This is a genomic window from Verrucosispora sp. WMMD703 (genome assembly GCF_049178935.1).
Classification (GTDB): Bacteria; Actinomycetota; Actinomycetes; order Mycobacteriales; family Micromonosporaceae; genus Micromonospora; species Micromonospora sediminimaris.
Genome location: NZ_JBMHMM010000004.1, coordinates 1,313,399 through 1,339,028 on the forward strand (window position 1 = coordinate 1,313,399; position 25,630 = coordinate 1,339,028).

Genomic DNA, 25,630 nt, shown 5'->3' on the forward strand with positions numbered 1-25,630 from the left:
GCGGTGGTCAGCGGGTACGGCGGCGGGTGGGGCGGATCCACGTCCATACACACCAGAGCAGCCAGGCCACCGACACCAGTGCCGCCAGGGTGCGCAGCCGCAGTGCGCTGAGTAGCACCACCACCGCGAGCACCGCGAGCCAAGGCCCGAAACCCTTCATGCCGACCGCCCAGGTGGATCATCGGTGGGAGTGGCCCGGAACTGCTGCCACAGCGCCTCGGTGAGCGTGCGTTCACCGGCGAGGAGGCGACGGGCCCGCCGGTGCCGCTCGGCGATGACGGCGGCCAGACAGGCCACCTCCGATCGCCCGGCCGGTGGCGGCGGGCTGGTAACCGCGGCGACCTGCCCCCACAGCAGCCGGGCCAACTCGCCGCGCGCCGGCTCGCTGAACCCGTGGGCCCGGGCAAGGTACTGCCGGACGGCCAGCGCCAGCCCCGCGTCCAGCCGGCTCAGATCCAGCGAGTACGCCCAACCGGCCAGCTCCGGCACCGTCGCCGGAACCGGCCGCCACCTCGTCGCGGGCCGGGTGTGCACCACCAGGGTGCCCGCCGCCAGGTCGCCGAGACGTCGGCCACGAGTGTCGCTGAGCATCACGGTCAGCCCGACCGCCCAGGAGAGCAGCGGCAGCACCAGACCCGGCCATTCCACGGCGACCCCGACCAGCGCCCGGGTCAGCGACTGCCGGAACCCGACGGGAGCGCCGTCGAGGCTCACCACCCGCAGCCCGACCACCGCCTTGCCCGGCGTCCGGCCGTCGTTGAACCGTTCACAGAGCACCGGATAGCCGACCAGGAGCAGGACGAGCCCGACGGTGAGCAGGGCGCGTTCCATCGCCGCGTCGAGCATCCCGTACGGCAGGGCGGCCAGGGCCAGCCCGGCCAGCGCGGCGAGCAGCAGCCCGGCCACCAGTTGCACCAGCACGTCGAGCAGGAGTGCGAGCACCCGGGAGCCGACCCGCGCGGCCCGCACGTCCAACTCGACGGCCTCGCCGCTGACCAGCCCGGCGTCGCCCCAACCCGGGGCGGTCCACGCTCGCGCCGCTGTGCTCACCCCGACAGTGAACACTATGATCGCGCGGTCGGAGGTGGCCGGTGGATGTCGACGCGTACGTGGCAGAGCACGGTGGGCAGTGGCGCCGGCTGAATCAGCTCTGTGGTCAGCGGCGGCTCGACCCGGCCGAGGTCGACGAACTGGTCGCGCTCTACCAGCGGGCCACCACTCAACTGTCGGTACTGCGTAGCCGCTCGCCGGACCCGGCGCTGGTCAGCGAGCTGTCCCAGGTGGTGCTGCGGGCGCGGGCGCGGCTCACCGGTCGGCCCCGACCCTCCTGGTCGGCCGTACGGCGATTCCTGCTGGTCGGCCTGCCGGGCGCGATCTGGCGGGCGGCGCCGTGGTGGTGCGCGGTGGCGACCGCCTTCACCCTGCTCACCTTCACCCTGATGTGGTTCGTGGCGGACAACCCGGAGACGGCGGCGGCATTCATCGGCGACGACGAGGCCGCCAACCTGGTCGAGTCCGGCTTCGCCGGCTACTACACGGAGTTCTCCGCGCCGACGTTCGCCTTCCACCTGTGGACGCACAACGCCTGGTTGGCGGCGAAGTGTCTGGCGGCGGGGGTGCTGATCGTGCCCGTCGGCTACCTGCTCTGGCAGAACGCGATAAACATCGGCGTGGTCGGCGGGGTGATGGTCTCCTACGGCCGGGCGGACGTCTTCTTCGGCCTGATCACTCCGCACGGCCTGCTGGAGCTGACCGGCGTGTTCGTCGCCGCCGGGGTGGGCCTGCGCATCGGGTGGGCGTGGATCGCGCCGCCGGAGCAGTTGACCCGGGGGCAGGCGGTGGCCCGGGCGGGACGCGACGGCGTGCTGGTCGCCGTCGGCCTGGTCGCCCTCTTCGCCGTCGCAGCGCTGATCGAGGCCTTCATCACCCCCGCCCCCCTGCCGACCCCCCTACGCATCGCCACAGGCGCCACCATCTGGCTCGCCTTCCTCACCTACGTCCTCCTCCTCGGCCCCCGCACCCACCCCGTTGATCATGAAGTTGACGGCATTCATGGAGATCAACTTCCCCGCTAACCTCGTGATCAACGCGGGGCGGAGCGGGGGTGGGTGGATCAGAGTTGGGCTTGGGATTTCAGGGCCAGGTAGGTGTCGGCCAGGGCGGGGGCCAGGTGGGTGGCGGGGGCGTCCACCACTGTGACGTTGTGGCGGGTGAGTGCCTGGGTGAGGCGGTCGCGTTCGGCGAGCGTGCGCCAGGCGGCAGCTGCGGCGTACGCGTCCGCCGGACGTCGCGGGGGCGCGGCGGTGAGTCGGGTCAGCACCGGATCCTGGGCCGCCGCCACCAACACCCGGTGCCGGGCGGCCAGCCGGGGCAGCACCGGCAGCAGACCGTCGCCGAGCGCGCCGGGTTCCAGGGCAGTGAGCAGCACCACCAGGCTGCGCGGGCGGTGCCGCCGGAGCAACTCGCCGGCGATCAGCCGGAAGTCGGTCTCGACAAGCGTGGGTTGCAACGGAGCAAGCGCGTGGGCCAGCCGGTTCCACTGCCCGGGCCGTTCGGCACCACCGACCGAGGCCCGGGGTACGGCGTCCGCCGCGAGCACGTCCACCCGGTCACCGGCCCGCGCCGCCAACGCGCTGAGTAGCAGCGCCGCCTCGATCGAGGCGTCCAAGCGCGGCTCGTCGCCCACCCGCACCGCCGAGGTGCGCCCGGTGTCCAGCACGCAGACCAGCCGCCGGTCCCGCTCCGGCCGCCAGGTGCGGACCAGCACCTCGGCCCGCCGGGCGCTGGCTCGCCAGTCGATGGACCGTACGTCGTCGCCGGACACGTACTCCCGCAGCGCGTCGAACTCGGTGCCCGGTCCGCGTCCCCGACCGACCTGTGTGCCGTCGATGACGCGCAGCCGCGACAGCCGCTCCGGCAGGTGTCGGCGCGAGTCGAAGCGGGGCAGCACCCGTAGGGTCCACGGTGGCGTGCCCGGCCGGCCACCCCACTGGCGGAACGCCAGCCCGAGCGGCCCGAACGAGCGGACGGTCAGGGCCACGGCGGGTCGGTCGCCCCGACGGGTGGGGGTGAGGTGGCTGGGCAGTGTCAGCACCTCACCGGGTGCGGCCCGCACCACCCGGGTCGGCGGCACCTCCGGCCGGGCCCCGGCCGAGGGCACCCAGGCGTCGCGGACCCGGGCCCGCAGCAGCCGACCGGAGGCGTTGCGCAGGTACAGGGTGACCGTGGCGGTGCCACCGAGCCGTACGGCCCGCTCACCGGTCCGTTCGGCGGTCAACGCCCGCAGCGGCGCGGCGAGCGCAAGGTCGAGCCCGACCAGCAGCAGCACCACGCCGACCATCACCGCCACCCCGACGAAGGGTGCCGGCCACACCGGCAGGGTCAGCGCCCCTGCCGCCAGCAGCGCCGCCACCCGCCAGGTCATCGCGGAGTCGGCACGGTGGCCAGCACCGTGTCCAGGACCGGATCCACCCCGACACCCTCAAGTTCGGCCTCCGGCCGCAGGCGCAGCCGGTGCCGCAGGGTCGGTCGCGCCATCGCCTTGACGTCGTCCGGCACCACGTGATCGCGTCCGTTCAGCCACGCCCACGCCTTCGCGGTGCCGAGCAGGGCCGTCGCACCGCGCGGCGAGGCGCCCAACTCAAGCGCCGGGGTGGCGCGGGTGGCCCGGCACAGGTCGACGACGTAGCCGAGCAGCGGTTCGGCGACGTGCACGCGGCCCACCGCCGCACGTGCGGCGGCGAGGTCGGCCGCGTCCGCCACCGGGCGTACGCCGGCTGCGGTCAGATCCCTGGGATCGAAACCGGCGTGGTGGGCCCGGAGCACACCCAGTTCCTCGTCCCGGCTGGGCAGCGGCACGGTGAGTTTGAGCAGGAACCGGTCGAGCTGGGCTTCCGGCAGCGGATAGGTGCCCTCGTACTCCACCGGGTTCTGGGTGGCGGCGACGATGAACGGATCGGGCAGCACGCGTTGCTCGCCCTCGACGGTGACCTGCCGTTCCTCCATCACCTCCAGCAGCGCGGACTGGGTCTTCGGTGGCGTGCGGTTGATCTCGTCGGCGAGCAGCAGGTTGGTGAAGACCGGCCCCTCCCGGAAGGTGAACGCCGCGGTCCGCGCGTCGAAGACCATCGAGCCGGTGACGTCGCCGGGCATCAGGTCAGGGGTGAACTGCACCCGCCGCGAGGTCAGGTCCAGTGCGGCGGCCACGGTACGCACCAGCAGCGTCTTTGCTACCCCCGGCACGCCCTCCAGCAGCACGTGACCACGGCAGAGCAGGGCGACGATCAGCCCCGTGACCACGCCCTCCTGACCCACGACCGCCTTGGCCACCTCGGCGCGGAGCCGGTGCAGCGCGGCCCGGGTGGGATCGGCGGCGAGCTGGTCCACGGTCGTCGCGGGTCGGGTCACCGGTGGTCTCCTTCGGATCGGGGCTTCGGCAGCCGGGGCGGGGCCGGCGGGTCGGCGACGGGCTGCGCGGGGCTCGGCCCGCCGGCACGCGTCACGCGGTCCAGCTCACCGGCCAGCTCCAGCAGGTCCCGGTCGGTTGGGGGCGCGTCGCCGTAGAGCAGCTCGTGGATGCTGTCGGGCCGGTCGCCGGTGCGGGCGGCGACGGTGGCGGCGACCGTGGCGGGCGGCGCCTCGGCGGGCAGGTGCACCCGTCGTGCCAGCCGGGCGAGCGTCGCGGTCCGGAGCAGTCGGGCGGTGCTCTCGCGGGCTCGCGCCCGTTGGTAGAGCCGACCCCGGCCGAGGACCGTCTCGGCGGCGGGCACGGACACCGGCAGCGGTTCCGGCGTGGGCGGGCCGAGCCGGCGGGCCCGGCCGATGGCGATCAGCAGCGCCGCCAGGCCGAGTTGCAGCAGCAGCGCCCAGAACCACGGCGGGAAGGCCGACCAGAGCGGGTTGGGCTCCCCGGAGGAGCCCCGTGAGCCGGGGCCGGACGCCTCACCGCCCGGACGGCCACCCGGTGCCGTCTCGCCGCTCTCCCCGCTGTCCAGGTCCTCCGGGTCGCCTGGGTCGTCGATGTCGTCGTCGCGCTCCGGCAGCGGCCGGGTGGGTGCCGGGCTGGGTTCGGGTGGCGGCGGCGCCGGGCCGTCCAGGTCGAGCCAGACCACCCGGCCGGAGGTGCCGAGCAGCCCGGTGGCGAAGACGAGGTTGTCCCATTCGTCGATCCGGCCGTTGCGGAACGGGTCACTGGCGCCCACCACCACGCTCTCGGCAGCGCCGGGCAGGCGGGCCAGCCCGCCGGCGTAGCAGAGATCGACGCCGCCGGGAGCGCCGGTCGATGCGTACCGCTGGCGGGCGACGGCGGCGGTGGCGGCGGGCGTGACCTCGGCCAGTGGGCAGGAGCCGTCGACGCCGTGCGGCGACACGGCCCGGGTCGCCCACCGTCGGCCTGCCGGGCGCAGCGGCAGCCCGGCGGCGGCCAGCACCCGCCGGGGCGGGTCGACCAGTACCAGCCGGGTGCCTCCGGGCAACAGACCCAGGTAGCCGACGGTGCGCGGGTGCAGCAGCTCGGGCGCCGGAACGAACAGGGTGGTCGGGGCGGGTCGGGTGGCCAGCAACGCCCGGAGGGTGTCGGTCTCCCGGTGCACCGTCACCCCGCGCTCGCCCAGGATCGCGGCGAGCCGGCTGCCACCGTGGTCCTCGGTCACCACCGGGGAGAGGAAGCCCCGGTCGGTCTGGTCCGGCTGGTCGATTTCGCGGGTGACGAGTGTGACGGCGATCAGTAGTACCCCCACCAGCACCGGAACGATGATCCGGTGACGGCGCCCGGGTGCGCTCACCGGTCGTCGTCCTTCGCTGGCGGGGCCGCGGCGAGCAGGTCTCCCAGCCGACCGGCGTGGTCGCGCATCCGGTGATCGTGCTCGGCGGTGGCCGGGCGCTGCGCGTACCACACCTCCGAGAAGATGGCGGCGGCGGCGCTCAGCGGCGGTTCGGCCGGTGGATGGTGGGCACCGGCCTCGGTGACCACCTCGGCGACGGTCATACCGGGCCGGACCTGCACCACGCGCCGATCGGTGAGCTGGTGGAGCATGCCGCGCAACCGCTCGCGGACCGCCTCGTCGTAGCGGCCCTCGGCGGCCAGCCGGTCGGCCATCACTTCGGTGCCGACCGGGCCGGCCGACGGCGGTGAAGCGACGGTCACCGGCGGGGTCTCGGGCTTCCGCGCCGTGCCCTCGGTGCGGCGGCGTCGGTGCAGCCGGGGCAGCCGGCGGGGCAGCCAGGCGGGGAAGGTGTACCAGGCCGTCGCGGTAAGCGCCGTGGCCAGCACCAGCAGCAGCGTGGCCAGCGGCAGCGGCAGGTGGTCGCCGAGGGCTGCGGTGGTTTCGGTCCACCAGCGGCTGATGCTCATCCGCCGACCGCCAGCAGGTCCTTGGTACGCGGTGCGGCGGGCACCCGGGCGAGCCGGATGTCCAGGCCCTCGGTGCGGATCCGGGTCTCCAGATGCACGACCGCGTCCAGGCAGGCCAAGGCGGCGAAGGCGACCGTGTTCACGGCCGCCCAGACCAGCATCGCCACGGCATCGGCCCAGCCCTCGGTGACCAGATCGAGTGCGGTCACCCCGGTGAACAACCCCCAGCCGAGCCCGACCCGGATGATCCACCAGACGAGGTAGCCGAGTACCCGCAGCGCGGCGGCCCGCCCGGTCAGGCGCAGCGCCATTGCGACGGAGCGGTTGATCGCGCGTACCGGTGCGACCCGGTCGACCACCAGCGCCGGTGCCACCGCACCCAACAGAGCGAATCCGATGAACCAGACGGGGCCGAGCAGGGACGCGAGCAGCATGACCGCGCCGACGGCGGGACAGAGCAGGACGGTGGCGCCCCAGCGGCCGCCGGGCCCCCATGCGTCCGTGGCGGCGGAGCGCCCGTCGACCAGCGCGCCGGCGGCGGCGTGGGCGGCGGGGTTGCCGAGCAGCAGAATGATCATTGCTTCGGTTGCCGCGCCGAGGGCGAGCAGGAACCAGAAGATGCCGAACTCGCTCAGGCCGGACGGCCACCACAGCGGCCCGGTGGCACCCATGGCGGTCCGTAGGGGCAGCAGCAGGAGTTGTTCACCGGCGGCCAGCACGGCGGCGAGGGGCAGCAGGACCGCTGCCTGGCCGCGTAGCAGCAGCACCGCGGAGTCGAGCAGTTCCCCGCTGGTGAGCGGGCGACCGGGGAGTACGACGGTCGGGCCTGTTTCGGGCACGCGTACTCCTGGGAGGCGGTGATGGTGGCGCGCTGCGGCGCACCCGGGGATCATGTTGACACGCGCGGTCGCCCGGGGTGCAGACCCGCCCCCCGGGGTGGCACGTGCGGGCGGTAGAACCGAGCGGTGCTGGGCACGGCCCACCTGACGGCAGTAGCGTGCGGGTGACGCCGAGCCCACCGAACTGACGGGATGGAACCATTAACCCCATGAGAGCCCGGGTACTGGTGGTCGACGACGACCCCGCGCTCGCCGAGATGCTCGGCATCGTGCTGCGCAGCGAAGGCTTCATGCCCTCGTTCGTGGCGGACGGGGAACGGGCATTGGCCGCGTTCCGCGACAATCGGCCCGACATCGTCCTGCTTGACCTGATGCTGCCCGGAATGAGCGGTATCGACGTGGCGCGGGCGATCCGGGGCGAGTCCGGAGTGCCGATCGTGATGCTGACCGCCAAGAGCGACACGGTCGACGTCGTGCTCGGTCTGGAGTCGGGTGCCGACGACTACGTGGTCAAGCCGTTCAAGCCGAAGGAACTGGTGGCCCGGATGCGGGCGCGGTTGCGTCGCGGCGAGGACGCCGCGCCGGAGCTGCTCACCATCGGCCCGCCCGGCAACCAGATCGCCATAGACGTACCGGCACACACCGTCAGTCGCAACGGCGAGGAGGTGAAGCTGACGCCGCTGGAGTTCGACCTGCTGGTCGCGCTCGCCCGCAAACCGCGTCAGGTCTTCACCCGGGAGGTGCTGCTCGAGCAGGTCTGGGGATACCGGCACGCGGCGGACACCCGGCTGGTCAACGTGCACGTGCAGCGGCTACGAGCCAAGATCGAGCCGGATCCGGAGCGCCCCGAAATCATCCTCACCGTTCGTGGCGTGGGCTACAAGGCGGGCACCGGATAGCCTTGGTCGCACTGTGACCACCTCCCCGATCCCCGATCTCGACCCGACCTCCCGCCGGCGCGGTGCCGCGCGGGAGTTGTGGCGTGGGGTGAGCGGGCGACTGGCCCGATCACTGGCGAGGCTGCACCAGACCTGGCGCCGGTCGTTGCAGGTGCGGGTGGTGACCATCACGTTGGTGACCTCCAGCCTGCTGGTCGGCGGGTTCGCCTACCTGATCGCCGACAAGATCACGAGCATTCTGCTGGACAATGCCAAGACCGACGTCCAGTTGCGGCTGCTCAACGGCGCGGAGTACGCGGCCAAGCAGTTCAGCCTCTACAGCCAGCCGCAGGAGGCGCAGCTCCAGGAGACGATCGACGGCACGGTCAACTACCTCGCCGGTGGCGACCCCCAGCAGAACAGCGGCGTGGTGGTGGCCCTGACCGCGGACAACTGGCCCGGAGTGATCGAGGCGCGCACCTCACCGTCGGCGAACGTCCGGCCCCTGATCAGCCCCGAGCTGCGCGCCGCGGTGGCCGACGGGAACGTGGCCAACCAGATCCGCACCGGCCGGCTCACCGGAGACGCCGAGGCGAAGTACCTCGTCTACGGCTCGCCGGTGCCGACCCGCTTCGGCCAGGTGGAGCTCTACTACTTCGTGCCGCTGACCCTGCAGGACACCACGGCGGCGCAGGCGCGGGCCACCGTGGTGGCCACCGGAGTCGCCCTGGTGCTGCTGCTCGGGCTGCTCGCCGCCCTGGTGACCCGGCTGGTGGTGATCCCGGTACGGGTCGCCGCCCGGACCGCCCAGCGACTCTCGGCCGGCCTGCTCGACCAGCGGATGGCCGTCAACGGCGAGGACGACCTGGCGCTGCTCGCGGCTTCGTTCAACCAGATGGCCACCAACCTGCAACGGCAGATCCTGCGACTGGAGGAAATGTCCCGACTGCAACGTCGGTTCACCTCCGACGTGTCGCACGAACTGCGGACCCCGCTGACCACGGTACGGATGGCCGCTGATCTGATCTTCGCCGAACGCGACGAGTTCGATCCGGCGGTGGCACGCAGCGCCGAGCTGCTCCAGGCCGAGCTGGACCGCTTCGAGGAACTGCTGACAGACCTGCTGGAGATCAGCCGGTTCGACGCGGGATTCGCGGTGCTCGACGCCGAGCCGACCGATCTGGTGCCGGTGGTCCACCGGGTGGCCGACCGGCTGGCCGGGCTGGCCGAGCGGGTCGGGGTGGCCATCGAGCTTGACGTCCCGACCGCCCCGGTGATCGCCGAGATCGACCCACGACGGGTCGAACGGGTGCTGCGCAACCTGGTCGGCAACGCTGTCGAGCACGGCGAGGGTCGGCCGGTGCGGATCACACTGGGCATGGACGAGACCGCCGTCGCGCTTACCGTCCGCGACCACGGCGTCGGGCTCAAGCCGGGCGAGGAGAAGCTGGTCTTCAACCGGTTCTGGCGGGCTGATCCGTCGCGGGCCCGGCAGACCGGCGGGACCGGCCTGGGCCTGTCGATCAGCCTGGAGGACGCCCGCCTGCACGGCGGCTGGCTGGAAGCGTGGGGTGCACCGGGGCAGGGCGCGCAGTTCCGGCTCACCCTGCCGGCGCGCGCCGGCGATCGGCTCACCACCTCGCCGCTGCGGCTGGTGCCGGCCGACGCCACGCTGCCGTTCGGTGGCGCGCCTGCCGGTGGGCTGCTGGCCATCGGGCCCGGCCCGGCCGGCGCGCTCGCCGTCGGCCCGGCTCCGGACGCGGTGCCGCCGGCCGAACAGCCGCGCGCGGAGGTGGGCTCGTGAGGCGACGGTTGTTGACCGGGGTCCTCACCGGTGTGCTGGTGCTGGGTGTCGCCGCCGGCTGCGGGATCCCCGACCGCAGCGAGGTGCAGATCGAGCAGCGTGGGCCGGCCGCGGAGACGAACTGGTCGTTGGGACGCGGTACCGAGCCACCGACGCGGGAGGCCAGCGGCAGCGACGCCGAGGCGTTCGTGCGCAACTTCCTGGCCGCGGCGGCCGGCGAGCCCGACCGGGCGTACGAGCGGGTGAAGCGGTTCATCGCGACCGCGGACCGCAACGGGCTGCCGGACAAGCAGGGCAGCGAGGTGGCGCTGTCGGTGGTGCGGCTCACCGACGATCCGGTGATCGAACCGGACGTGGACAGCATGAAGGTCACCATCAGCGTGCAGCAGGTCGGGCTGCTGCGGGCCAACGGGATGCTGGTGCCGCCGGTGGCCACCGAGTCGACGTACGAGTTCCGGCTGATCAGTGCCGGCCCGGTGGGTGAGGACGACGCCGGCTACTACGTCAGCGACCCGCCGAACGTGCTGCTGCTCAGCGACGACGCGCTGCGCCGGTACTACCAGGCGGAGGCGATCTACTTCTGGAACTCCGACCGCACCCAGCTCGTGCCGGACCAGCGGTACCTCTCCTCGGCCGTACCACCGCAGCGGCGGGTGAGCGAGGTCGTCCGGTGGTTGACCGCCGGCCCGTCGGACTGGCTGCGGATCGGTGTCTCCGGTCTGCCCGACCGCACCGAGATGATCAACAATGCCACCGGTTCAGACGGCCGGTGGGAGGTCAACTTGGACATGCCGGGCGCTGACGAGCGGCGGCTGGAGCAGCTCGGTACCCAGTTGGCGTGGTCCCTGCGGGAGCTGCACGGCACCGTTGAGGTGAAGATCCTCAACCAGTCCCGTAAGGTGATCGACCTTGCGGAGCAGCGCCGGCTGAACCCGCTGGACCTGATCGAGGTCAACGCACGGCGATACTGCGTCTACGAGGGGGCGATCCACTCGCTGACGGTTGCCGGCGAGGCCGCCGGCTCGGTACCGGTGGCGCCCGAGGTCAACCACGACATCGTCTCGGCCGGACTGCGTCGCGTCGACGCTGACGTCCTGGTCGCCGTCGTGATGGCCGGTGAGGACGGGCGGCAGCGGCTGGCCGTCGGGCGGAGCGGCGGCGTGGTGGAAACCCTCACCACCGGTCCCAGCAGGTACGCCGAGATGAGCCGCCCGGTCTGGATTCGCAGCGACGGCGCCCGCCCGACCGGCCTGGTGGTCGCCGACGGCCGGCTCTACCGCTTCGACGACCAGGCGGCGACGCGGCAGGTGCAGCTCAGCCTGCCGGGCCGGGTCACCGCGGTGGCCCCAGCCCTGGACGGGCACCGGCTGGCGCTGATCGTCGACGGCACGCTGCACGTCGCCGCGATCAACTGGGAGGGCGGCGTACCCACAGTGGGCCCGGCCCGACGGCTGGTCAGCTCGCTTACCGACGCCACCGCAGTGGACTGGTCGGCGGCGAACCGCCTGCTGGTGGCGGGCTCGGCGGGTCGCCCGGCGATCTACGACGTGACCGTCGACGGTGCCCTGGAGACCCCGCTGCGGGAGGACACCGGCAGCCAGGTCGACCACCTCGCCGCGTACCCGGCCACCGCCGAGCGGTCCCCGCTGGCCGGCTCGTTCATGTACGAGGCGAACGGGGTGGCGTACCGCAGCAACCCGTTCGACCGGATCAACCGCGACCAGGTCCAGGACGTGACACCGCCGCCGGCGGGGGTGCGTCCGGGCAACCCCACCGCCCCCGTCTTCCTCTACTGAGCAGGCCGTGACGGGCGGGCTCTGGGCGGACCTGGCCGACCTGGTGCTGCCCACCGAGTGCGCCGGCTGTCGGGAACGCCGTCCCGGCCTGCGGCACGGGGTCTGCCCCGACTGCGTCACCGTCCTGCGGGCGCTGCGCCCGGGGCCGGTGCGACCTGTCCCGGCCCCGCCGGGTCTGCCGCCCTGTCACGCCCTGGGTGCGTACGGCGGGCCGCTGCGGGAGACGCTGCTGGCGTACAAGGAACACGGCCGGCACGGTCTTGCCCGGCCACTCGGTGCGCTGCTCGCCGAGGTCGTCGCTGCGGCGGTCGGTTCGGTGGGGCCGGTGCTGCTGGTGCCGGTGCCGGACACCCCGGCGGCGGCCCGGGCCCGCTACGGCGATCACCTGAGCCGGTTGACCCGGCACTGCGCCCGCCGGCTGCGGGCGGCAGGCTGGCCGGTCCGGGTGCACAACGCGGTACGTGCCGCACCTCGACCGGACTCGGTGACGCTGGACAGCGCCGGGCGGGCGGCGGCGGCCACGGCTGCCTTCCGGGCCCGTTCGAGCCGCGATCCGGCCATCGCGGGGGCGAGGGTGGTCCTGCTGGACGACATCGTCACCACCGGGGCGACCCTCGCGGCGGTCAGCCGGGTACTGACCGTGCGCGGGTTGTCGCCGTACGGGGCGGCGGTGCTGGCCGCGACACGGAAAAGGCACCAACAGTGACCGATCGTGTTTCCGTTTCACCCCTTCGTGTATGAGGTGTGGAAATTCTCCGGGCGGTCTTGGCGACCGGGGGTGACTGTCGGGCTAACAGGAGTTAGCGTTTGGCTGTCGGGGGTAGGAAGGCCATCCCACCCGCTCCCGGCGGTGAGAGGAGGCGTAGCCGTATTGACCGGTCGACGCCGAATGGGGCCGTCCCCCGGGCGCGACCGGAGTTCCGGATCGAAGACCGTCCGAACGAGGGAGGTCACGTGGACATCGTGGTCAAGGGCCGTAACGTCGAAGTGCCGGACCATTACCGGGTGCACGTAGCAGACAAGCTTGCGAAGATCGAACGCTACGACCACAAGCTCATTCGTGTCGATGTCGAACTGTTCCACGAGCGCAATCCGCGCCAGGCCGATCACTGCCAGCGGGTGGAGATCACCTGCTATTCACGTGGCCCGGTGATTCGGGCCGAGGCCTGCACCAGCGACTTCTACAGCGCTCTGGACTCGGCGATCGCCAAGCTCGACTCCCGGCTGCGTCGCGCAGCCGACCGGCGTCGGGTACACCGGGGCCGGCACGCGCCGCTGTCGGTCGCGGCCGCGACCGCCGGCCTGCCGGTGACCGACCTTCCCGCGCTGTCCGCCCCCGCGGAGACCAGCAGCGCCGCCGCGGAGACCAGCACCGCCACCGCGCTGGCCGAGCGGCCCGAGGAGGAGTACGCCGACGACCAGCCGTGGCACATCGCCCGGGAGAAGGTGCACCCCGCCGAGCCGATGACCATCGACGACGCCCTGTTCCAGATGGAACTGGTGGGCCACGACTTCTATCTCTTCCAGGACAAGGAATCCGGCCGCCCGAGCGTGGTCTACCGGCGGCACGCCTACGACTACGGCATCATCTCGCTGGACATCTGACCGTGACGGCGGCCCGGGTCGGAACCCACCCGACCCGGGCGCCGTCGCGGACCTGGGCCGTCGGGTCTCCGGATCAGCCCAACGGATCCGTCGTCAGCAGGCCGTAGACCGTCGAGTCGGCCCGGCTACCCGCCGCGCCGGGTAGCCGACCGCGCAACAGCCCCTCTCGCCGGAATCCGGCCTTCTGCAGCACCCGCTGGGAGGCGGCGTTCTCCGGCAGAGTGCCGGCCCACAGCCGGGACAGGCCGACGTGGTCGAACCCCCACCGGGCGAGTAGCCGTACCGCGCGGGTGGCGTAGCCGCGTCCGCGCCATCCCGGCAGCAGGCTGTAACCGAGCATCGCCTGGCCGCTGGCGGGCTGGTCGGGCAGGAGCATGCAGCTGCCGGCGAACTCCCCGGAGGCGGCGTCGAGGATGGTCATCGCCGCGGCGCTGCCGACCAGCCACTGGCTCTCCGCACCGTGGCAGCGTCGCTCGATCTCATCCCGGGTCGGCGCCTCCGGGGGCACCCGACTGGCCACCACCTCCGGGTCGCTGTGCAGGCGGTACATCTGCTCGTTGTCGTCCGGCCCGAGCCGACGCAGCACGACCAGCCCGTCGGTGAGTCGACCGTCGGGCAGGTCCGGCAGCGGGCGCTCCGCCGGTCCGGGCGGGTCGTCGGCGAGCCGTACCCACACCATCCGGTCCCGCCGGCCGCCGCCTCGAACTGCCAACGCGGCTCGGCGTACCCCCTCGGGACGGAAGCCGGCGGCCAGCGCGACCCGTTGGCTGGCCGTGTTCTCCACCCGGGTGAGCAACTCCAACCGTGCGGTGCCGGTGGCGAACGCGTGCTCGGAGAGGGCGCGGGTGGCGGCGGTGGCCACCCCTCGGCCGCGCGCCCACGGTGCCACCCAGTAGCCGATCTCGGCCTGGCCCCGCTGCGGCACCACATGGCTCAGACCCACGGTGCCGAGCAGCCGGTCGGTCGTCGGGTCGGCGACGGCGTAAGCGGCGCCGCCACCGGCGAAGGCAGCGGGCGCGTCCTGCGTGATCCACAGGCGCGCATCGGCCTCGGTGTACGGATCGGGCAGGCCGTCGAGGAAGTGCTGGGTGAGCGGGTCGGCGCAACCGGCCGCGACGTCCTCGACGTCGTCGAGGCGGAACGGCCGAAGCCGCACCCCGTACGCCTCGATCCGCTGCGTGCTGCGGTGCGGCGCGGTCATCACAGGTCCTCGGCGAGGAGTGCACCGACCCAGGCGTCGACCCGGGTGCCACGGTGGTGGAGGGCTCCGCGCGCGGTGCCCTCCATCGCGAAACCGGCTTTCTCGGCGGCTCGCCGGGAGGCGACGTTGCCTACGTTGGCCCGCCATTCGATCCGGGCCAGCCCCAGGGTGGTGAAGCCCCAGGTGCACAGGGCCGCCAACGCAGCCGGCTGGTACCCCCGTCCGCGGGCGTGCGGCGCGGTCATGAAGCCGACGTCGGCCAGCAGCGGGTCGGTGGCCGACAGCCGCAGGTCGATGGAGCCGGCGTACCGGTCCGCAGCATCGGTGAAGACGAAGTTGACGCTGGTGCCGGCGGCCCAGGTGGCTCGCACGAACCGTAGGAAATCCTCGGCGTCCGTCCGCGTGTAACCCTCCGGCACGGTCGTCCAGCGCAGCGTATCCGGGTCCTGGCAGGTGGTGACGATCGCGTCGAGGTCGCGCTCGTCCATGGGACGCAGGCTCAGCTCGTGTGTGCCGGTGGTGGCGAACAGGGTCGGTTGGGGCCGGCCGAAGACGGCCGCGCGTCGGGCGTCCAGGGTGCCCGGACCGGCCGGGCCGACCTCGCCGGGTGCCGGTACGTCACCGGGCAGCAACGTGCCGAACCACTCGTGGGTGCCGCCGGCCGGGTCGGCGGCCCGTAGCCGTCCCTCGATCCGGATGCCGGACCGCAGGGCGACCAGCCGGGAGGCGTGGTTGCCCACCTCGGCTCCCCAGAGCAGTCGGCGCAGTTTCAGCTCGTCGAAGGACCACCGGGCGACGGCCCGGACGGCGCGGACGGCGACCCGCTGGCCCCGCGCCCACGGCGCGGTCCAGTACCCGATCTCGCTGAGTTCGTGGTTGCGGTCGATGGTGTTGAGCCCGCAGGCACCGAGCACCTCGCCGCTGGCGGCGTCGCAGACCGCGAAGGCCGCGCCGGTGCCGAGTTCCCACTGGCGGGCCCGGTCCGCGACGAAGCTCTGCGCGTGTTCGTGCCGGTATGGGCGAGGTACGGTGGTCCAGCGCTGGATGTCCGGATCCTGGCAGGCACGGTAGACGGCGTCGGCGTCGGTCGCCTGCCATGGCCGCAGCAGCAGGCCGTCCTCGGTGATCTCCACGGGCTCCACCGGGCCATCGTGCCGGATCGTTCGCGCACGGCGTAACCGGATAACCGGGACGCGGACGGGAGCGGGGAGTGTTATGTCGGTTTCGCGGCGGCCGACCACCGCCACCAGTGACCATCGGCCCGATGGAACGCCTACGATGGTTCGAGACTGTCTAGGGGAGCGTTGATCCGTGTCGATTCTGGAAAAGGTCCTCCGTGCGGGCGAGGGGCGCATGGTGCGCCGCCTCAAGGCGATCGCCGCCGCCGTCAACTCGATCGAGGACGACTACGTCAACCTCACCGATGATGAGCTGCGCGACATGACCGAGCAGTTCAGGGAACGTCTCGCCGACGGCGAGACCCTGGACGACCTGCTGCCCGAGGCGTTCGCGGTCTGCCGGGAGGCGGCGGCCCGGGTGCTCGGCCAGCGGCCGTACGACGTGCAGGTGATGGGCGGCGCGGCGTTGCACTTCGGCAACATCGCCGAGATGAAGACCGGTGAGGGCAAGACCCTGACCTCGGTGATGCCGGTCTATCTCAACGCGCTCTCCGGCAAGGGCGTGCACGTGGTCACGGTCAACGACTACCTGGCCCAGCGGGACGCCGCCTGGATGGGGCGGGTGCACGAGTTCCTCGGTCTGACCGTCGGTGTGGTGCTGCCCAACCGGCCGGCGACCGAGCACCGCGCGGCGTACGAGTGCGACATCACCTACGGCACGAACAACGAGTTCGGTTTCGACTACCTGCGCGACAACATGGCCTGGTCGAAGGACGAGCTGGTCCAGCGCGGCCACAACTTCGCCGTGGTCGACGAGGTCGACTCCATCCTGATCGACGAGGCCCGGACCCCGTTGATCATCTCCGGTCCGGCCGAGCACTCCGCCCGCTGGTACGGCGAGTTCGCCGCCGTGGTGGCGCGTCTCCAGTCGGGCAAGGACGGCGAGGGCGACTACGAGGTCGACTACGCCAAGCGCACCATCGCGGTCACCGAGCGGGGTGTGGCGAAGGTCGAGGACCGGCTCGGCATCGACAACCTCTACGAATCGGTGAACACTCCGCTGGTCGGCTACCTGAACAACGCGATCAAGGCCAAGGAGCTGTACAAGCGCGACAAGGACTACATCGTCAGCGACGGCGAGGTCCTGATCGTCGACGAGTTCACCGGCCGCATCCTGCACGGTCGCCGCTACAACGAGGGCATGCACCAGGCGATCGAGGCCAAGGAGGGGGTGGAGATCAAGCAGGAGAACCAGACCCTGGCCACCATCACCCTGCAGAACTACTTCCGCCTCTACGACAAGCTCGCCGGCATGACCGGTACCGCCCAGACCGAGGCGGGCGAGTTCAACAAGGTCTACAAGGTCGGCGTGGTGACCATCCCGACCCACCGGCCGATGATCCGCGAGGACCGGGCCGACGTCATCTACAAGACCGAGCAGGCCAAGTTCAACGCGGTGATCGAGGACATCGCCGAGCGGCACCAGGCAGGTCAGCCGGTGCTGGTCGGCACGGTCTCGGTGGAGAATTCCGAGATCCTGTCCCAGCTGCTGCGCCGCCGGGGCATCCCGCACTCGGTGCTGAACGCGAAGTTCCACGCCCGGGAGGCGGAGATCGTCGCCCAGGCCGGTCGCAAGGGCGCGGTCACGGTGGCCACCAACATGGCCGGCCGGGGCACCGACATCCTGCTCGGCGGCAACCCCGAGTTCCTCGCGGCCAACGAGCTACGCCAGCGCGGGCTGGACCCACTGGAGAACGCCGAGGAGTACGACAAGGCCCTCGAAGAGGTCCTGCCGAAGTGGAAGCAGGCCTGCGACGCGGAGGCCGAGGAGGTCGCCTCCGCCGGTGGGCTCTACGTGCTCGGCACCGAGCGGCACGAGTCCCGGCGGATCGACAACCAGCTGCGTGGCCGGTCCGGCCGGCAGGGCGACCCGGGCGAGTCGCGGTTCTACCTGTCCCTGCAGGACGAGCTGATGAAGCGGTTCCGCTCCGGTGCGGTGGAGGCGGTCATGGACCGCTTCAACATCCCGGAGGACGTGCCCATCGAGTCGAAGATGGTCACCCGCCAGATCAAGAGCGCCCAGGCTCAGATCGAGGGGCAGAACGCCGAGATCCGCAAGAACGTCCTCAAGTACGACGAGGTCATGAACAAGCAGCGCCAGGTGATCTACGCCGAGCGGCTGCGCGTACTCAACGGCGAGGATCTCTCCGACCAGGTACGCAACATGATCAACGACACCATCGAGGCGTATGTCCGGGGGGCCACCTCGGACAGCTACGCCGAGGACTGGGATCTCGAGCAGTTGTGGTCCAGCCTCAAGCAGCTCTACCCGGTGGGCATCACCATCGAGGAGTTGGAGGAAGAGGCTGGCGGGTCCCGGGCCAGCATCGACGCCGACTTCCTGCTCGCCCGGCTCAAGGATGACGCGAACGCCGCGTACGACAGGCGTGAGGAGCAACTCGGCGCCGAGGGCACCCGGCAGCTGGAACGGATGGTGCTGCTCCAGGTCATCGACCGCAAGTGGCGTGAGCACCTCTACGAGATGGACTACCTCCAGGAGGGCATCTCGCTGCGGGCGTACGCCCAGCGCGACCCCGTGGTGGAGTACCAGCGCGAGGGCTTCGACATGTTCGCCACCATGATGGACGGCATCAAGGAGGAGACCGTCGGTTTCCTCTACAACCTTGAGGTGCAGGTCAACGAGCCGGAGCCGGAGGCCGAGGAGGTCCAGCTGCTGGAGAAGCCGGTGGAGATCCGGGCCAAGGGCCTGGGTCGTGCGCCGCAGCAGCAGGGGCTTCAGTACTCCGCGCCCACCATCGACGGTGAGGCCGGTGCCGGTGGCGTCGCCGTGCAGCGTGAGGAGCAGCGGGCTCCCGCGCTCGGCATCGGCCGTCCGGACCAGGCCGCCCCGGCGGCACCGGGGCGCACGGCACCGACCGCGCCGCAGCGTCCTGCCGGTGGTCTGCGCGGTCCGGCGGTACCGGTCGGCAACTCCCGCCAGCCCGCACCGGGGCAGGCGACCGCCAGCAACGGACCGTCCCGCAACGCGCCGTGCCCCTGCGGCTCGGGTCGTAAGTACAAGCGCTGCCACGGCGCGCCCGGTGGCACCTCGGCCGGCTAGGAATCCACCCGACTCCGAAAGATCGCGCCCGATCCTTGATCGAGTGGCCTCGCACCGCGGACACGGCCACTCGCTCGGGAATCGGGCGCGTTCTCGTCCGGCCTCCCGTCCGCGACGGTCAGGTCGTGGGGCGGGTCATTCAGAGAACCCGCAGGTCGGTGCAGAGCCAGTTGCCGCGCCGCTGCTCCAGGCGCAGCGCCATCGCCCAACTGCGACCACCGGCAGCGGTGAGCACGGCGGCGGCCTCGATGGCGCTGGAGCGGGGCTCGCAGACGCGCAGTCGACGCAGCCGTATCCCGGGTCGCGCGGAACGCCGTCGGGCCGGTGCCCCGTGAGCGGTGGCCCGGGCCAGCTCGGGCAGCAGCACGGCGACCCGAGCCGGGTCAAGCTGACGCCGTAGCTGCACCGGCGGCCGGAAGCCGTTGAACACCTCCAGGCAGGTGGCGACGAAGCGGTGGGCGACCCGGGTGGCCGCCGGGGTGGCTGTGGTCAGGGCCCCGGCCGGTAGGTGCCGGACCGACGCGTGGCCGGGCCCGGCCGGCCCGGATCCGGTGGGCAGGGCGGGCTCAGCCGACCACGGCACCCCCGGCGCGACCGGCCGGCTGCCGGAGCGCGAGGCCGCCCACGGCGGCGGTGGCCGGTCCGGGCCACGGCCACCGGGCCAGTGCCGGGCGGCGGCGAAGAGGTCGAGGGCCAGTTGGCCGTCGGTCGGTCGGGGCCAACCGGTGGTGTCCTCGTCGACGGAGGGCGGCTCGAAGGCGGGCGCCGGCCGCAGCCGCACGGGTGGGCGCGCCGGCCCGGGTCGCCGGAGGTCGGTCATCGCGCTGCCCCCTGCCATGAAAGCTTGCGTTTGCCTTCGTTTGCCTTCGACAGCTTTGATTGTCGGGCATGGCAGAGCCGGCGGTCAATGCCGTGCCCTTGTCCTACCGTTCGTCGGGGTCGCGTTCCGCCAACGGGTTGCCGCGTACCCACTCGGCGGTCTCGGCGTACTTGCGCTGGATGTACTCCTCCAGGCGGGCCCGCTCCACGCGCCACTGCCCCCGGCCGCCGATCTTGATCGCGGGCAGCTCGCCGCTGCGTACCATGTGGTAGACCTGCGAGTCCGACACGTTCAGCTCGGTGGCCACGTCGGACAGGAGCAGGAACCTCGGTTCCACCGAAACTCCCCGGGTTGACGTCGTTCGCCTCAGTTTGCCACCGGCAGCCGCCTCCCGACCAATCCGCCCGGCGACCCGGCGGGACACACCGGCCGGTCGACGGAACTTCCACGAAGGCGATGCGGGGTGTATGACGGTCAGGGCGGACGGGCAGGGCCGGACGCCGGGCCCGGCGTGTCGTCGCCGGGCGGAGCAGAGCGGGGGAGACCACGGTGACCGACGAGCTTGTCCGGGTCTACGTGCCGGCGACCGTGCCGATGCTGGCCAGGCTGCCGGAGCACGGCCTCGCCGCGACGCAGGCGCACGCGGTGACCCCGACGCTACGCGAGTGGTATGCGGAAGGCGACGAGGAGGAGTTGGAGTACGTCGCCTTCACCCGCGCCGCCCAGGACGCCCTGCAACTGATCCGGCACGACCCGGCCGCACCCCGTCGACGGGTGGTCGTCTCGGCGGACCTGCCCGCGACGGCGATCGGCCGGGGCGACGGAGAACTTGGCTCCAGCGTGGTCGAGCTGCGGGCCCCGGTGCCGGTCGCGGCCGTCGCGGCCGTGCACGTGGACGGGGTGGACGCCGCCACCGACGTCGCCGCCGCCGTCCAGGTGGTGCTGGAGGCGTTGGCCGGCGACCCCGACGCCCAGTTCACCGTCGACGGTGCCGAGGACCATGAACTGGAGTGGTACGACCCCAGCGAACTGGAGTCGCTGCTGCGCGCCACGGCCACGGAAGGCTGACCGCTGTCCGGGGCACCCGGCCCCGGCTACGCCTCGTCGTCGGCCGGCGCGCCGAGCGTACGGCCGAAACTGACCACGGCGGTCAGCGCGCCGACGAACAGCACCCAGATGGCGTTGTCCACCCGTGAGGTGCCGAGTGAGGTCTGCGCGACCGCGTCCGCCTCGCTGAGTGCGGCGGCCAGGTCGATCAGCGACCGTCCACCGATCCGGATGATCACTTCGCTGAGCAGGAGCAGGAGACCCGGTCCCGCACCCGCCACCAGGTACGCCGGCCAGCGCGGTTCCGCCGCACCGCCGTCGCGTACGGCTCGTCGCCGGGCCCAGGTGAGGTAGCCGAAGGCCAGTCCACCGGCGATGAGCCCGGCCAGCAGGGACTCGGTCCGGGAGACCCAGCTGGCCGCGTTGACCAGCGACTGTTGGCTGTCGCCGGCGCCGAAGAGGTTGAACAGCGGATCCCGGGCCACGCTGAAGGCCACCACGAAGATCAGGGTGCCCAGCGCGGCGGCGGCCACGGCACCCACTACGGCACCGTTGCGGGCCCCGGCGAGCGCGCCGCCGATGACGGCCGCGGCGGCCGTGGTGCCGGCGATCGTGCGGGTGGTGACGTCACCCGCGTAGCTGAGATCGATCGCGAGCGCGGCGAGCAGCCCGATGAGCAGGCCGGCGCCGATCGCCACCGCGAAGCGCAGCGTCACCCGTTCGGTCCGGCGGGCAACCGGCTCCCCGGCTGCCAACCCGACGGCGGCGCCGGCCACCAACGCGGCCGAGATCACGCCGGGCAGCGCGAAGGCGGAGAGACTGACCGCGGTGACCCCGGCGGTCGCCGAACTGATCGCCTCCCGGGTCGACCAGAGCATCGCGGCCAGCCAACCGGTCGCCAACAGCGCCAGCGCCGTCGTCGCCGGTGCGGGTGCCGGGCGGCCGGCATCGAGATGGTTGCCGGCAGCTCCGGACTGGTCGTCCGCGTCGGGGCCGGTGGCCTTGGACCGGTCGTCCGCGCCCGGGTCGACGGCGTCGGACTGGTCGGGCTGCGCAGCGGTCGGCCCACCGGGCTCGTTGCTCATGGTCTCCCTCTCGCCGCCGGGCCCGACCGGGCCGGAACGTCACGGCAACCCAGCGTACGCGGCCGGAACAGGCGTGCGCCCGAAGCCTGCACGGCCTGCATTTCTTCGGTCAGATATCTCGTTCGGGTACGAATCCATCCCGGGGAACGTGAACTGCCTCGTGATCAATGGTCGGGGAGTGGCCGGGGTGTGCTCGACCGATGCTGGGCGTGGGAGGATTGGCGCAGGTCCCGCCACCCCGGGGCCGGTTTCGCCACCGCCGTCGAGATCGCCAGGAGCCCTGATGGACGCCGTGTTCTCCGTACCCGAGCCACGTAACGAACCGGTGCGCAGCTACGAGCCGGGCAGCACCGATCGTGAACGTCTTCAGCGCAGGCTCACCGAACTGGCCGCCGAGCGCATCGACCTGCCGATGACCATCGCGGGCGAGCAGCGGATGGCCGGCGGTGACCCGATCCAGGTGGTGCAGCCGCATCGGCACGCGCACGTGCTCGGGATGACCGGGCACGCCACCCACGACGACGCGCGGGCGGCCGTCAAGGCCGCCAAGGACGCCGCGCCGGGCTGGCGCACGCTGCCCTTCGAAGAGCGTGCCGCGATCTTCCTTCGCGCCGCCGAACTGCTCTCCGGACCGTGGCGGGACACCCTGAACGCGGCCACCATGCTCGGCCAGTCGAAGACCGCCGTGCAGGCCGAGATCGACTCGGCCTGCGAGTTCATCGACTTCCTGCGCTTCAACGTGCACTTCGCCCGCAAGCTGCTGGCCGAGCAGCCGATGTCGTCGCCCGGCGTGTGGAACCGCTTCGACCACCGGCCGCTTGAGGGTTTCGTCTACGCGGTCACCCCGTTCAACTTCACCGCCATCGCCGGAAACCTGCCCTCGGCGCCGGCCCTGCTGGGCAACACGGTGGTCTGGAAGCCGGGCCCGACCCAGCAGTTCGCCGCACACTTCACAATGCGCCTGTTCGAGGCGGCCGGCCTACCGCCCGGCGTGATCAACATGGTGACCGGCCGGGGCGAAGAGGTCTCCGACGTGGTGCTGGCCGACCCCGACCTGGCCGGTATCCACTTCACCGGGTCCACCAAGGTCTTCCAGCACCTCTGGCGCACGGTCGGGGAGAACATCGCCGGCTACCGGGGCTACCCCAGGCTGGTCGGCGAGACCGGCGGCAAGGACTTCGTGGTCGCGCACACCAGCGCCGACGTCGACGCGCTGCACACGGCGCTGATCCGGGGTGCCTTCGAGTACCAGGGGCAGAAGTGCTCGGCGGCCTCCCGCGCGTACGTCCCGCGCTCGCTCTGGGAGGGGGGCCTGCGTGACCGGCTCGCCGCGACCGCCGACGGGCTGGCCTACGGCGACGTCACCGACTTCCGCAACTTCGGCGGCGCGGTCATCGACGACAAGGCGTACGCCCGGCACACCGCCGCACTGGAGCTGATCTCCTCCGACGACAGTTGCCGGATCATCGCCGGTGGCACCGCCGACGACTCGGTCGGCTGGTTCGTCCGCCCGACCATCTTCGAGTGTGGCGACCCCGCACACGAGACGTTCACCACCGAGTACTTCGGCCCGATCCTCGGCGTGCACGTATTCGACGACGCCCGCTTCGACGAGGTGGTCACGCAGGCCGAGGCCATCGCTCCGTACGCACTCACCGGGTCGATCTTCGCCACCGACCGGCGGGTGGTCGACGCGGTGGCCGAGAAGATGCGGTACGCGGCCGGCAACTTCTACATCAACGACAAGCCGACCGGTGCCGTCGTCGGTCAGCAGCCGTTCGGCGGCGCCCGGGCCAGCGGCACCAACGACAAGGCCGGCTCCTGGCACAACCTGGTCCGCTGGATGTCCCCCCGGACGATCAAGGAAACCTTCGTCCCCCCGACCGACCACACCTACCCCCACATGGGCTGAAGATGTAACGGAAGGGGCCCCTCCCGACGCCTCGTGGGTAGGAGGGGGCCCCTTCTGACGCCTGGCGGACAGGAGGGGATCCTTCCTCGCGCTCCGGCAGGTGGGTGGCTTCGGTGGACCGTCGCGCGCCGACAGTGCACATAGGAAACCCCAATCGGTGGCGAAAAGGGGAAATCCTGGACGCTGGCCCGACAAAGTGGCAGCGTAAGGGGCATGGCGGAATCCGGAGTGAACCCCACTGCGGCGGCCCTGCTCGGGCTGCTCCATGAGGGCCCCATGACAGGTGGCCAGTTGATGGCCGCCGCCGAGCGCCGGCTGGCGCCGTACTGGTCGATGACCCGAAGCCAGGTCTACCGCGAGTTGCCGGTGTTGGCCGAGCGAGGTTTCGTCCGATTGGGTAAGCCCGGGCCGCGGATGAGTCAGCCGTACGCGATCACGGCAGCCGGGAAACGGACATTTTCCCGCTGGTTGGCCGAGGATCCGGGGCGGGACACCATCCGCAACCCGATCGCCCTGCGCATCGCCTTCGGGAACCTGCACTCCCCGAGCCAGCTGAAGAACCTCCAGGCAGCAGCCAACGAGTACCACACCGACGCGTTGGCCCGGGTCCGCGAGCAGGTCAAGAACGCCAAGAAGGAAGGCGACACGTACGACGCGAGCGCGCTGGAGTTCGCCGTGGCGTACCACCGGGCCGCCCTGTCCTGGCTCAAGAGCGCCGCCACCGGCTGACCCTGGGCCGGTCCCGAGCTGGGTTTGTTTGGCTCGGAGTGCGGGGCTCGCAAGCTCACTCCTCGTCCGAGCTGGGTTTGTTTGGCATCGGACTGCGGGGCTCGCAAGCTCACTCCTCGTCCGAGCAGTACCCTTGTCTGTCGTGACCGCTGCCGACTTCGCCGAACAGCTCAAGGAACTCGACGCCACCCTGCGCAACATCGAGGCGGTGCTCGACCTCGACCGTCTCCGCGCGGACAAGGCCCGCCTGGAGCAGGAGGCGTCCGCCCCGGATCTCTGGGACGACCAGGCCCGCGCCCAACAGGTGACCTCGCAGCTGTCGTACGTCAACGGCGAGATCGACAAGCTCGGCAGCCTGCGCTCGCGGCTGGACGACGCGCATGTGCTGCTGGAACTGGCCGAGGCGGAGTCCGACTCGGGGGTGCTCACCGAGGTCGAGACCGAGATCGCCGGGCTGACCAAGGCCATCCAGGAGATGGAGGTCCGCACGCTCCTGTCCGGCGAGTACGACTCCCGGGAGGCGCTGGTGGCCATCCGGGCCGGTGCCGGCGGCGTGGACGCGGCCGACTTCGCCGAGATGCTGCTGCGGATGTACCTGCGCTGGGCGGAGCGGCACGGCTACCCGACCGAGGTATACGAGACCTCGTACGCCGAGGAGGCCGGTCTGAAGTCGGCCACCTTCACGGTCAAGGTCCCGTACGCGTACGGCACGCTCAGCGTGGAATCCGGCACCCACCGGCTGGTGCGGATCAGCCCGTTCGACAACCAGGGGCGGCGGCAGACCAGCTTCGCCGGGGTCGAGGTGCTGCCGGTGGTGGAGCAGACCGACCACATCGACATCCCCGAGAACGAGATGCGGGTCGACGTCTACCGCTCCTCGGGCCCGGGCGGGCAGAGCGTCAACACCACCGACTCGGCGGTGCGGATCACCCACATTCCGACCGGCATCGTGGTGACCTGCCAGAACGAGAAGTCGCAGTTGCAGAACAAGGCCTCCGCTCTGCGGGTGCTCCAGGCCCGGCTGCTGGAGCGCAAGCGCCAGGAGGAGCAGGCCAAGCTTCAGGGGCTCAAGACGGACGCCGCCGGGTCCTGGGGCGACCAGATGCGTTCGTACGTGCTGCACCCCTATCAGATGGTGAAGGATCTGCGGACCGAGCAGGAGACCGGCAACCCGTCGTCCGTCTTCGACGGTGACCTGGACTCCTTCATCGAGGCGGGCATCCGGTGGCGCAAGCAGCAGCAACTGGCCGGCGACCGTGCGTGATCGATCGTGGGCGGAGTGCGCCGTCGATCTCCACCTGACGTGCTGATTTGATGACTTGC

Annotated in this window: 23 protein-coding genes; 11 read left to right on the forward strand and 12 right to left on the reverse strand. The window is 71.9% G+C overall.

Features of this window, described 5'->3' with window-relative positions:
• Window positions 1-7: 7 nt before the first annotated feature.
• Together ACN26Z_RS06690 and ACN26Z_RS06695 are read right to left on the reverse strand one after the other, a co-directional pair.
• Window positions 8-160, reverse strand: a complete 153-nt coding sequence (locus ACN26Z_RS06690; protein WP_282239948.1) for a hypothetical protein — start codon at window positions 158-160, stop codon at window positions 8-10.
• Window positions 157-1,050, reverse strand: coding sequence for an RDD family protein (locus ACN26Z_RS06695; protein WP_232511307.1), 894 nt, complete (start codon window positions 1,048-1,050; stop codon window positions 157-159). Before ACN26Z_RS06695 ends, ACN26Z_RS06690 begins: the two co-directional genes overlap by 4 nt.
• Before the next feature lie 41 nt (window positions 1,051-1,091).
• Here ACN26Z_RS06695 and ACN26Z_RS06700 point away from each other — a divergent pair, with 41 nt between their 5' ends.
• Window positions 1,092-2,075: a stage II sporulation protein M gene (locus ACN26Z_RS06700; protein ID WP_093406561.1), complete on the forward strand. Its 984-nt coding sequence runs from the start codon at window positions 1,092-1,094 to the stop codon at window positions 2,073-2,075.
• A 38-nt stretch (window positions 2,076-2,113) separates the two neighbouring features.
• Here ACN26Z_RS06700 and ACN26Z_RS06705 read toward each other — a convergent pair whose 3' ends face one another.
• From ACN26Z_RS06705 to ACN26Z_RS06725, 5 genes are read right to left on the reverse strand one after another with little or no spacing between them, the layout of a single operon-like run.
• Window positions 2,114-3,424 carry a DUF58 domain-containing protein gene (locus ACN26Z_RS06705; protein ID WP_093406563.1) on the reverse strand — a complete coding sequence of 437 codons (1,311 nt, stop codon included), beginning with the start codon at window positions 3,422-3,424 and terminating at the stop codon, window positions 2,114-2,116.
• The gene (locus tag ACN26Z_RS06710) at window positions 3,421-4,407 is read right to left on the reverse strand and encodes an AAA family ATPase (RefSeq protein ID WP_170863482.1); all 987 of its coding nucleotides are present in this window, start codon (window positions 4,405-4,407) and stop codon (window positions 3,421-3,423) included. The genes ACN26Z_RS06705 and ACN26Z_RS06710 overlap by 4 nt, the downstream gene beginning before the upstream one ends.
• A complete protein-coding gene (locus ACN26Z_RS06715; RefSeq protein WP_421460258.1) occupies window positions 4,404-5,783 on the reverse strand; it encodes a DUF4350 domain-containing protein in 1,380 nt (459 codons plus the stop codon). The genes ACN26Z_RS06710 and ACN26Z_RS06715 overlap by 4 nt, the downstream gene beginning before the upstream one ends.
• Window positions 5,780-6,352, reverse strand: a complete 573-nt coding sequence (locus ACN26Z_RS06720) for a DUF4129 domain-containing protein (protein WP_232511308.1) — start codon at window positions 6,350-6,352, stop codon at window positions 5,780-5,782. Before ACN26Z_RS06720 ends, ACN26Z_RS06715 begins: the two co-directional genes overlap by 4 nt.
• Complete coding sequence (locus ACN26Z_RS06725) at window positions 6,349-7,191, reverse strand: hypothetical protein (RefSeq protein ID WP_093406566.1); 843 nt, start codon at window positions 7,189-7,191, stop codon at window positions 6,349-6,351. Before ACN26Z_RS06725 ends, ACN26Z_RS06720 begins: the two co-directional genes overlap by 4 nt.
• 209 nt (window positions 7,192-7,400) lie before the next feature.
• On the opposite strand from ACN26Z_RS06725, the gene mtrA reads away from it, so the two are divergent.
• From mtrA to hpf, 5 genes are all read left to right on the forward strand, one after another.
• Entirely contained in the window at window positions 7,401-8,090 is a 690-nt protein-coding gene (gene mtrA, locus ACN26Z_RS06730) for an MtrAB system response regulator MtrA (protein WP_093406568.1), read from the forward strand.
• A gap of 13 nt (window positions 8,091-8,103) precedes the next feature.
• Complete coding sequence (gene mtrB / locus ACN26Z_RS06735) at window positions 8,104-9,873, forward strand: MtrAB system histidine kinase MtrB (protein WP_170863483.1); 1,770 nt, start codon at window positions 8,104-8,106, stop codon at window positions 9,871-9,873.
• Complete coding sequence (locus ACN26Z_RS06740; protein ID WP_421460259.1) at window positions 9,870-11,669, forward strand: LpqB family beta-propeller domain-containing protein; 1,800 nt, start codon at window positions 9,870-9,872, stop codon at window positions 11,667-11,669. The genes mtrB and ACN26Z_RS06740 overlap by 4 nt, the downstream gene beginning before the upstream one ends.
• 43 nt (window positions 11,670-11,712) lie before the next feature.
• Window positions 11,713-12,375: a ComF family protein gene (locus tag ACN26Z_RS06745; RefSeq protein WP_093406698.1), complete on the forward strand. Its 663-nt coding sequence runs from the start codon at window positions 11,713-11,715 to the stop codon at window positions 12,373-12,375.
• 248 nt (window positions 12,376-12,623) lie between these two features.
• Window positions 12,624-13,274 carry a ribosome hibernation-promoting factor, HPF/YfiA family gene (gene hpf, locus ACN26Z_RS06750; protein ID WP_093406573.1) on the forward strand — a complete coding sequence of 217 codons (651 nt, stop codon included), beginning with the start codon at window positions 12,624-12,626 and terminating at the stop codon, window positions 13,272-13,274.
• Between the two features lie 73 nt (window positions 13,275-13,347).
• On the opposite strand, the gene ACN26Z_RS06755 is transcribed toward hpf, so the two are convergent.
• The gene (locus tag ACN26Z_RS06755) at window positions 13,348-14,475 is read right to left on the reverse strand and encodes a GNAT family N-acetyltransferase (protein ID WP_421460260.1); all 1,128 of its coding nucleotides are present in this window, start codon (window positions 14,473-14,475) and stop codon (window positions 13,348-13,350) included.
• Entirely contained in the window at window positions 14,475-15,617 is a 1,143-nt protein-coding gene (locus ACN26Z_RS06760) for a GNAT family N-acetyltransferase (RefSeq protein ID WP_421460262.1), read from the reverse strand. Before ACN26Z_RS06760 ends, ACN26Z_RS06755 begins: the two co-directional genes overlap by 1 nt.
• A gap of 169 nt (window positions 15,618-15,786) precedes the next feature.
• Between ACN26Z_RS06760 and secA the strand changes: the two genes are divergently transcribed.
• A complete protein-coding gene (gene secA, locus ACN26Z_RS06765) occupies window positions 15,787-18,714 on the forward strand; it encodes a preprotein translocase subunit SecA (RefSeq protein WP_421460263.1) in 2,928 nt (975 codons plus the stop codon).
• Window positions 18,715-18,853: 139 nt separating this feature from the next.
• Here the strand turns inward: secA and ACN26Z_RS06770 are convergent, their stop codons facing one another.
• Both ACN26Z_RS06770 and ACN26Z_RS06775 read right to left on the reverse strand, forming a co-directional pair.
• The gene (locus tag ACN26Z_RS06770; RefSeq protein ID WP_421460264.1) at window positions 18,854-19,534 is read right to left on the reverse strand and encodes an Rv3235 family protein; all 681 of its coding nucleotides are present in this window, start codon (window positions 19,532-19,534) and stop codon (window positions 18,854-18,856) included.
• 103 nt (window positions 19,535-19,637) lie between these two features.
• Entirely contained in the window at window positions 19,638-19,871 is a 234-nt protein-coding gene (locus ACN26Z_RS06775) for a helix-turn-helix domain-containing protein (RefSeq protein ID WP_210941021.1), read from the reverse strand.
• 212 nt (window positions 19,872-20,083) lie between these two features.
• Between ACN26Z_RS06775 and ACN26Z_RS06780 the strand changes: the two genes are divergently transcribed.
• Window positions 20,084-20,602: a DUF6912 family protein gene (locus tag ACN26Z_RS06780; RefSeq protein WP_396886213.1), complete on the forward strand. Its 519-nt coding sequence runs from the start codon at window positions 20,084-20,086 to the stop codon at window positions 20,600-20,602.
• A gap of 26 nt (window positions 20,603-20,628) precedes the next feature.
• Here ACN26Z_RS06780 and ACN26Z_RS06785 read toward each other — a convergent pair whose 3' ends face one another.
• Complete coding sequence (locus ACN26Z_RS06785) at window positions 20,629-21,666, reverse strand: hypothetical protein (RefSeq protein WP_421460265.1); 1,038 nt, start codon at window positions 21,664-21,666, stop codon at window positions 20,629-20,631.
• Window positions 21,667-21,949: 283 nt separating this feature from the next.
• On the opposite strand from ACN26Z_RS06785, the gene pruA reads away from it, so the two are divergent.
• From pruA to prfB, 3 genes are all read left to right on the forward strand, one after another.
• Window positions 21,950-23,578 (forward strand): L-glutamate gamma-semialdehyde dehydrogenase, encoded by a 1,629-nt coding sequence (gene pruA / locus ACN26Z_RS06790; protein WP_421460266.1) that lies wholly within the window; start codon window positions 21,950-21,952, stop codon window positions 23,576-23,578.
• Between the two features lie 213 nt (window positions 23,579-23,791).
• Complete coding sequence (locus ACN26Z_RS06795) at window positions 23,792-24,307, forward strand: PadR family transcriptional regulator (protein ID WP_093406591.1); 516 nt, start codon at window positions 23,792-23,794, stop codon at window positions 24,305-24,307.
• Between the two features lie 142 nt (window positions 24,308-24,449).
• The gene (gene prfB, locus ACN26Z_RS06800) at window positions 24,450-25,571 is read left to right on the forward strand and encodes a peptide chain release factor 2 (protein ID WP_093406593.1); all 1,122 of its coding nucleotides are present in this window, start codon (window positions 24,450-24,452) and stop codon (window positions 25,569-25,571) included.
• The last annotated feature ends 59 nt before the right edge of the window (window positions 25,572-25,630 follow it).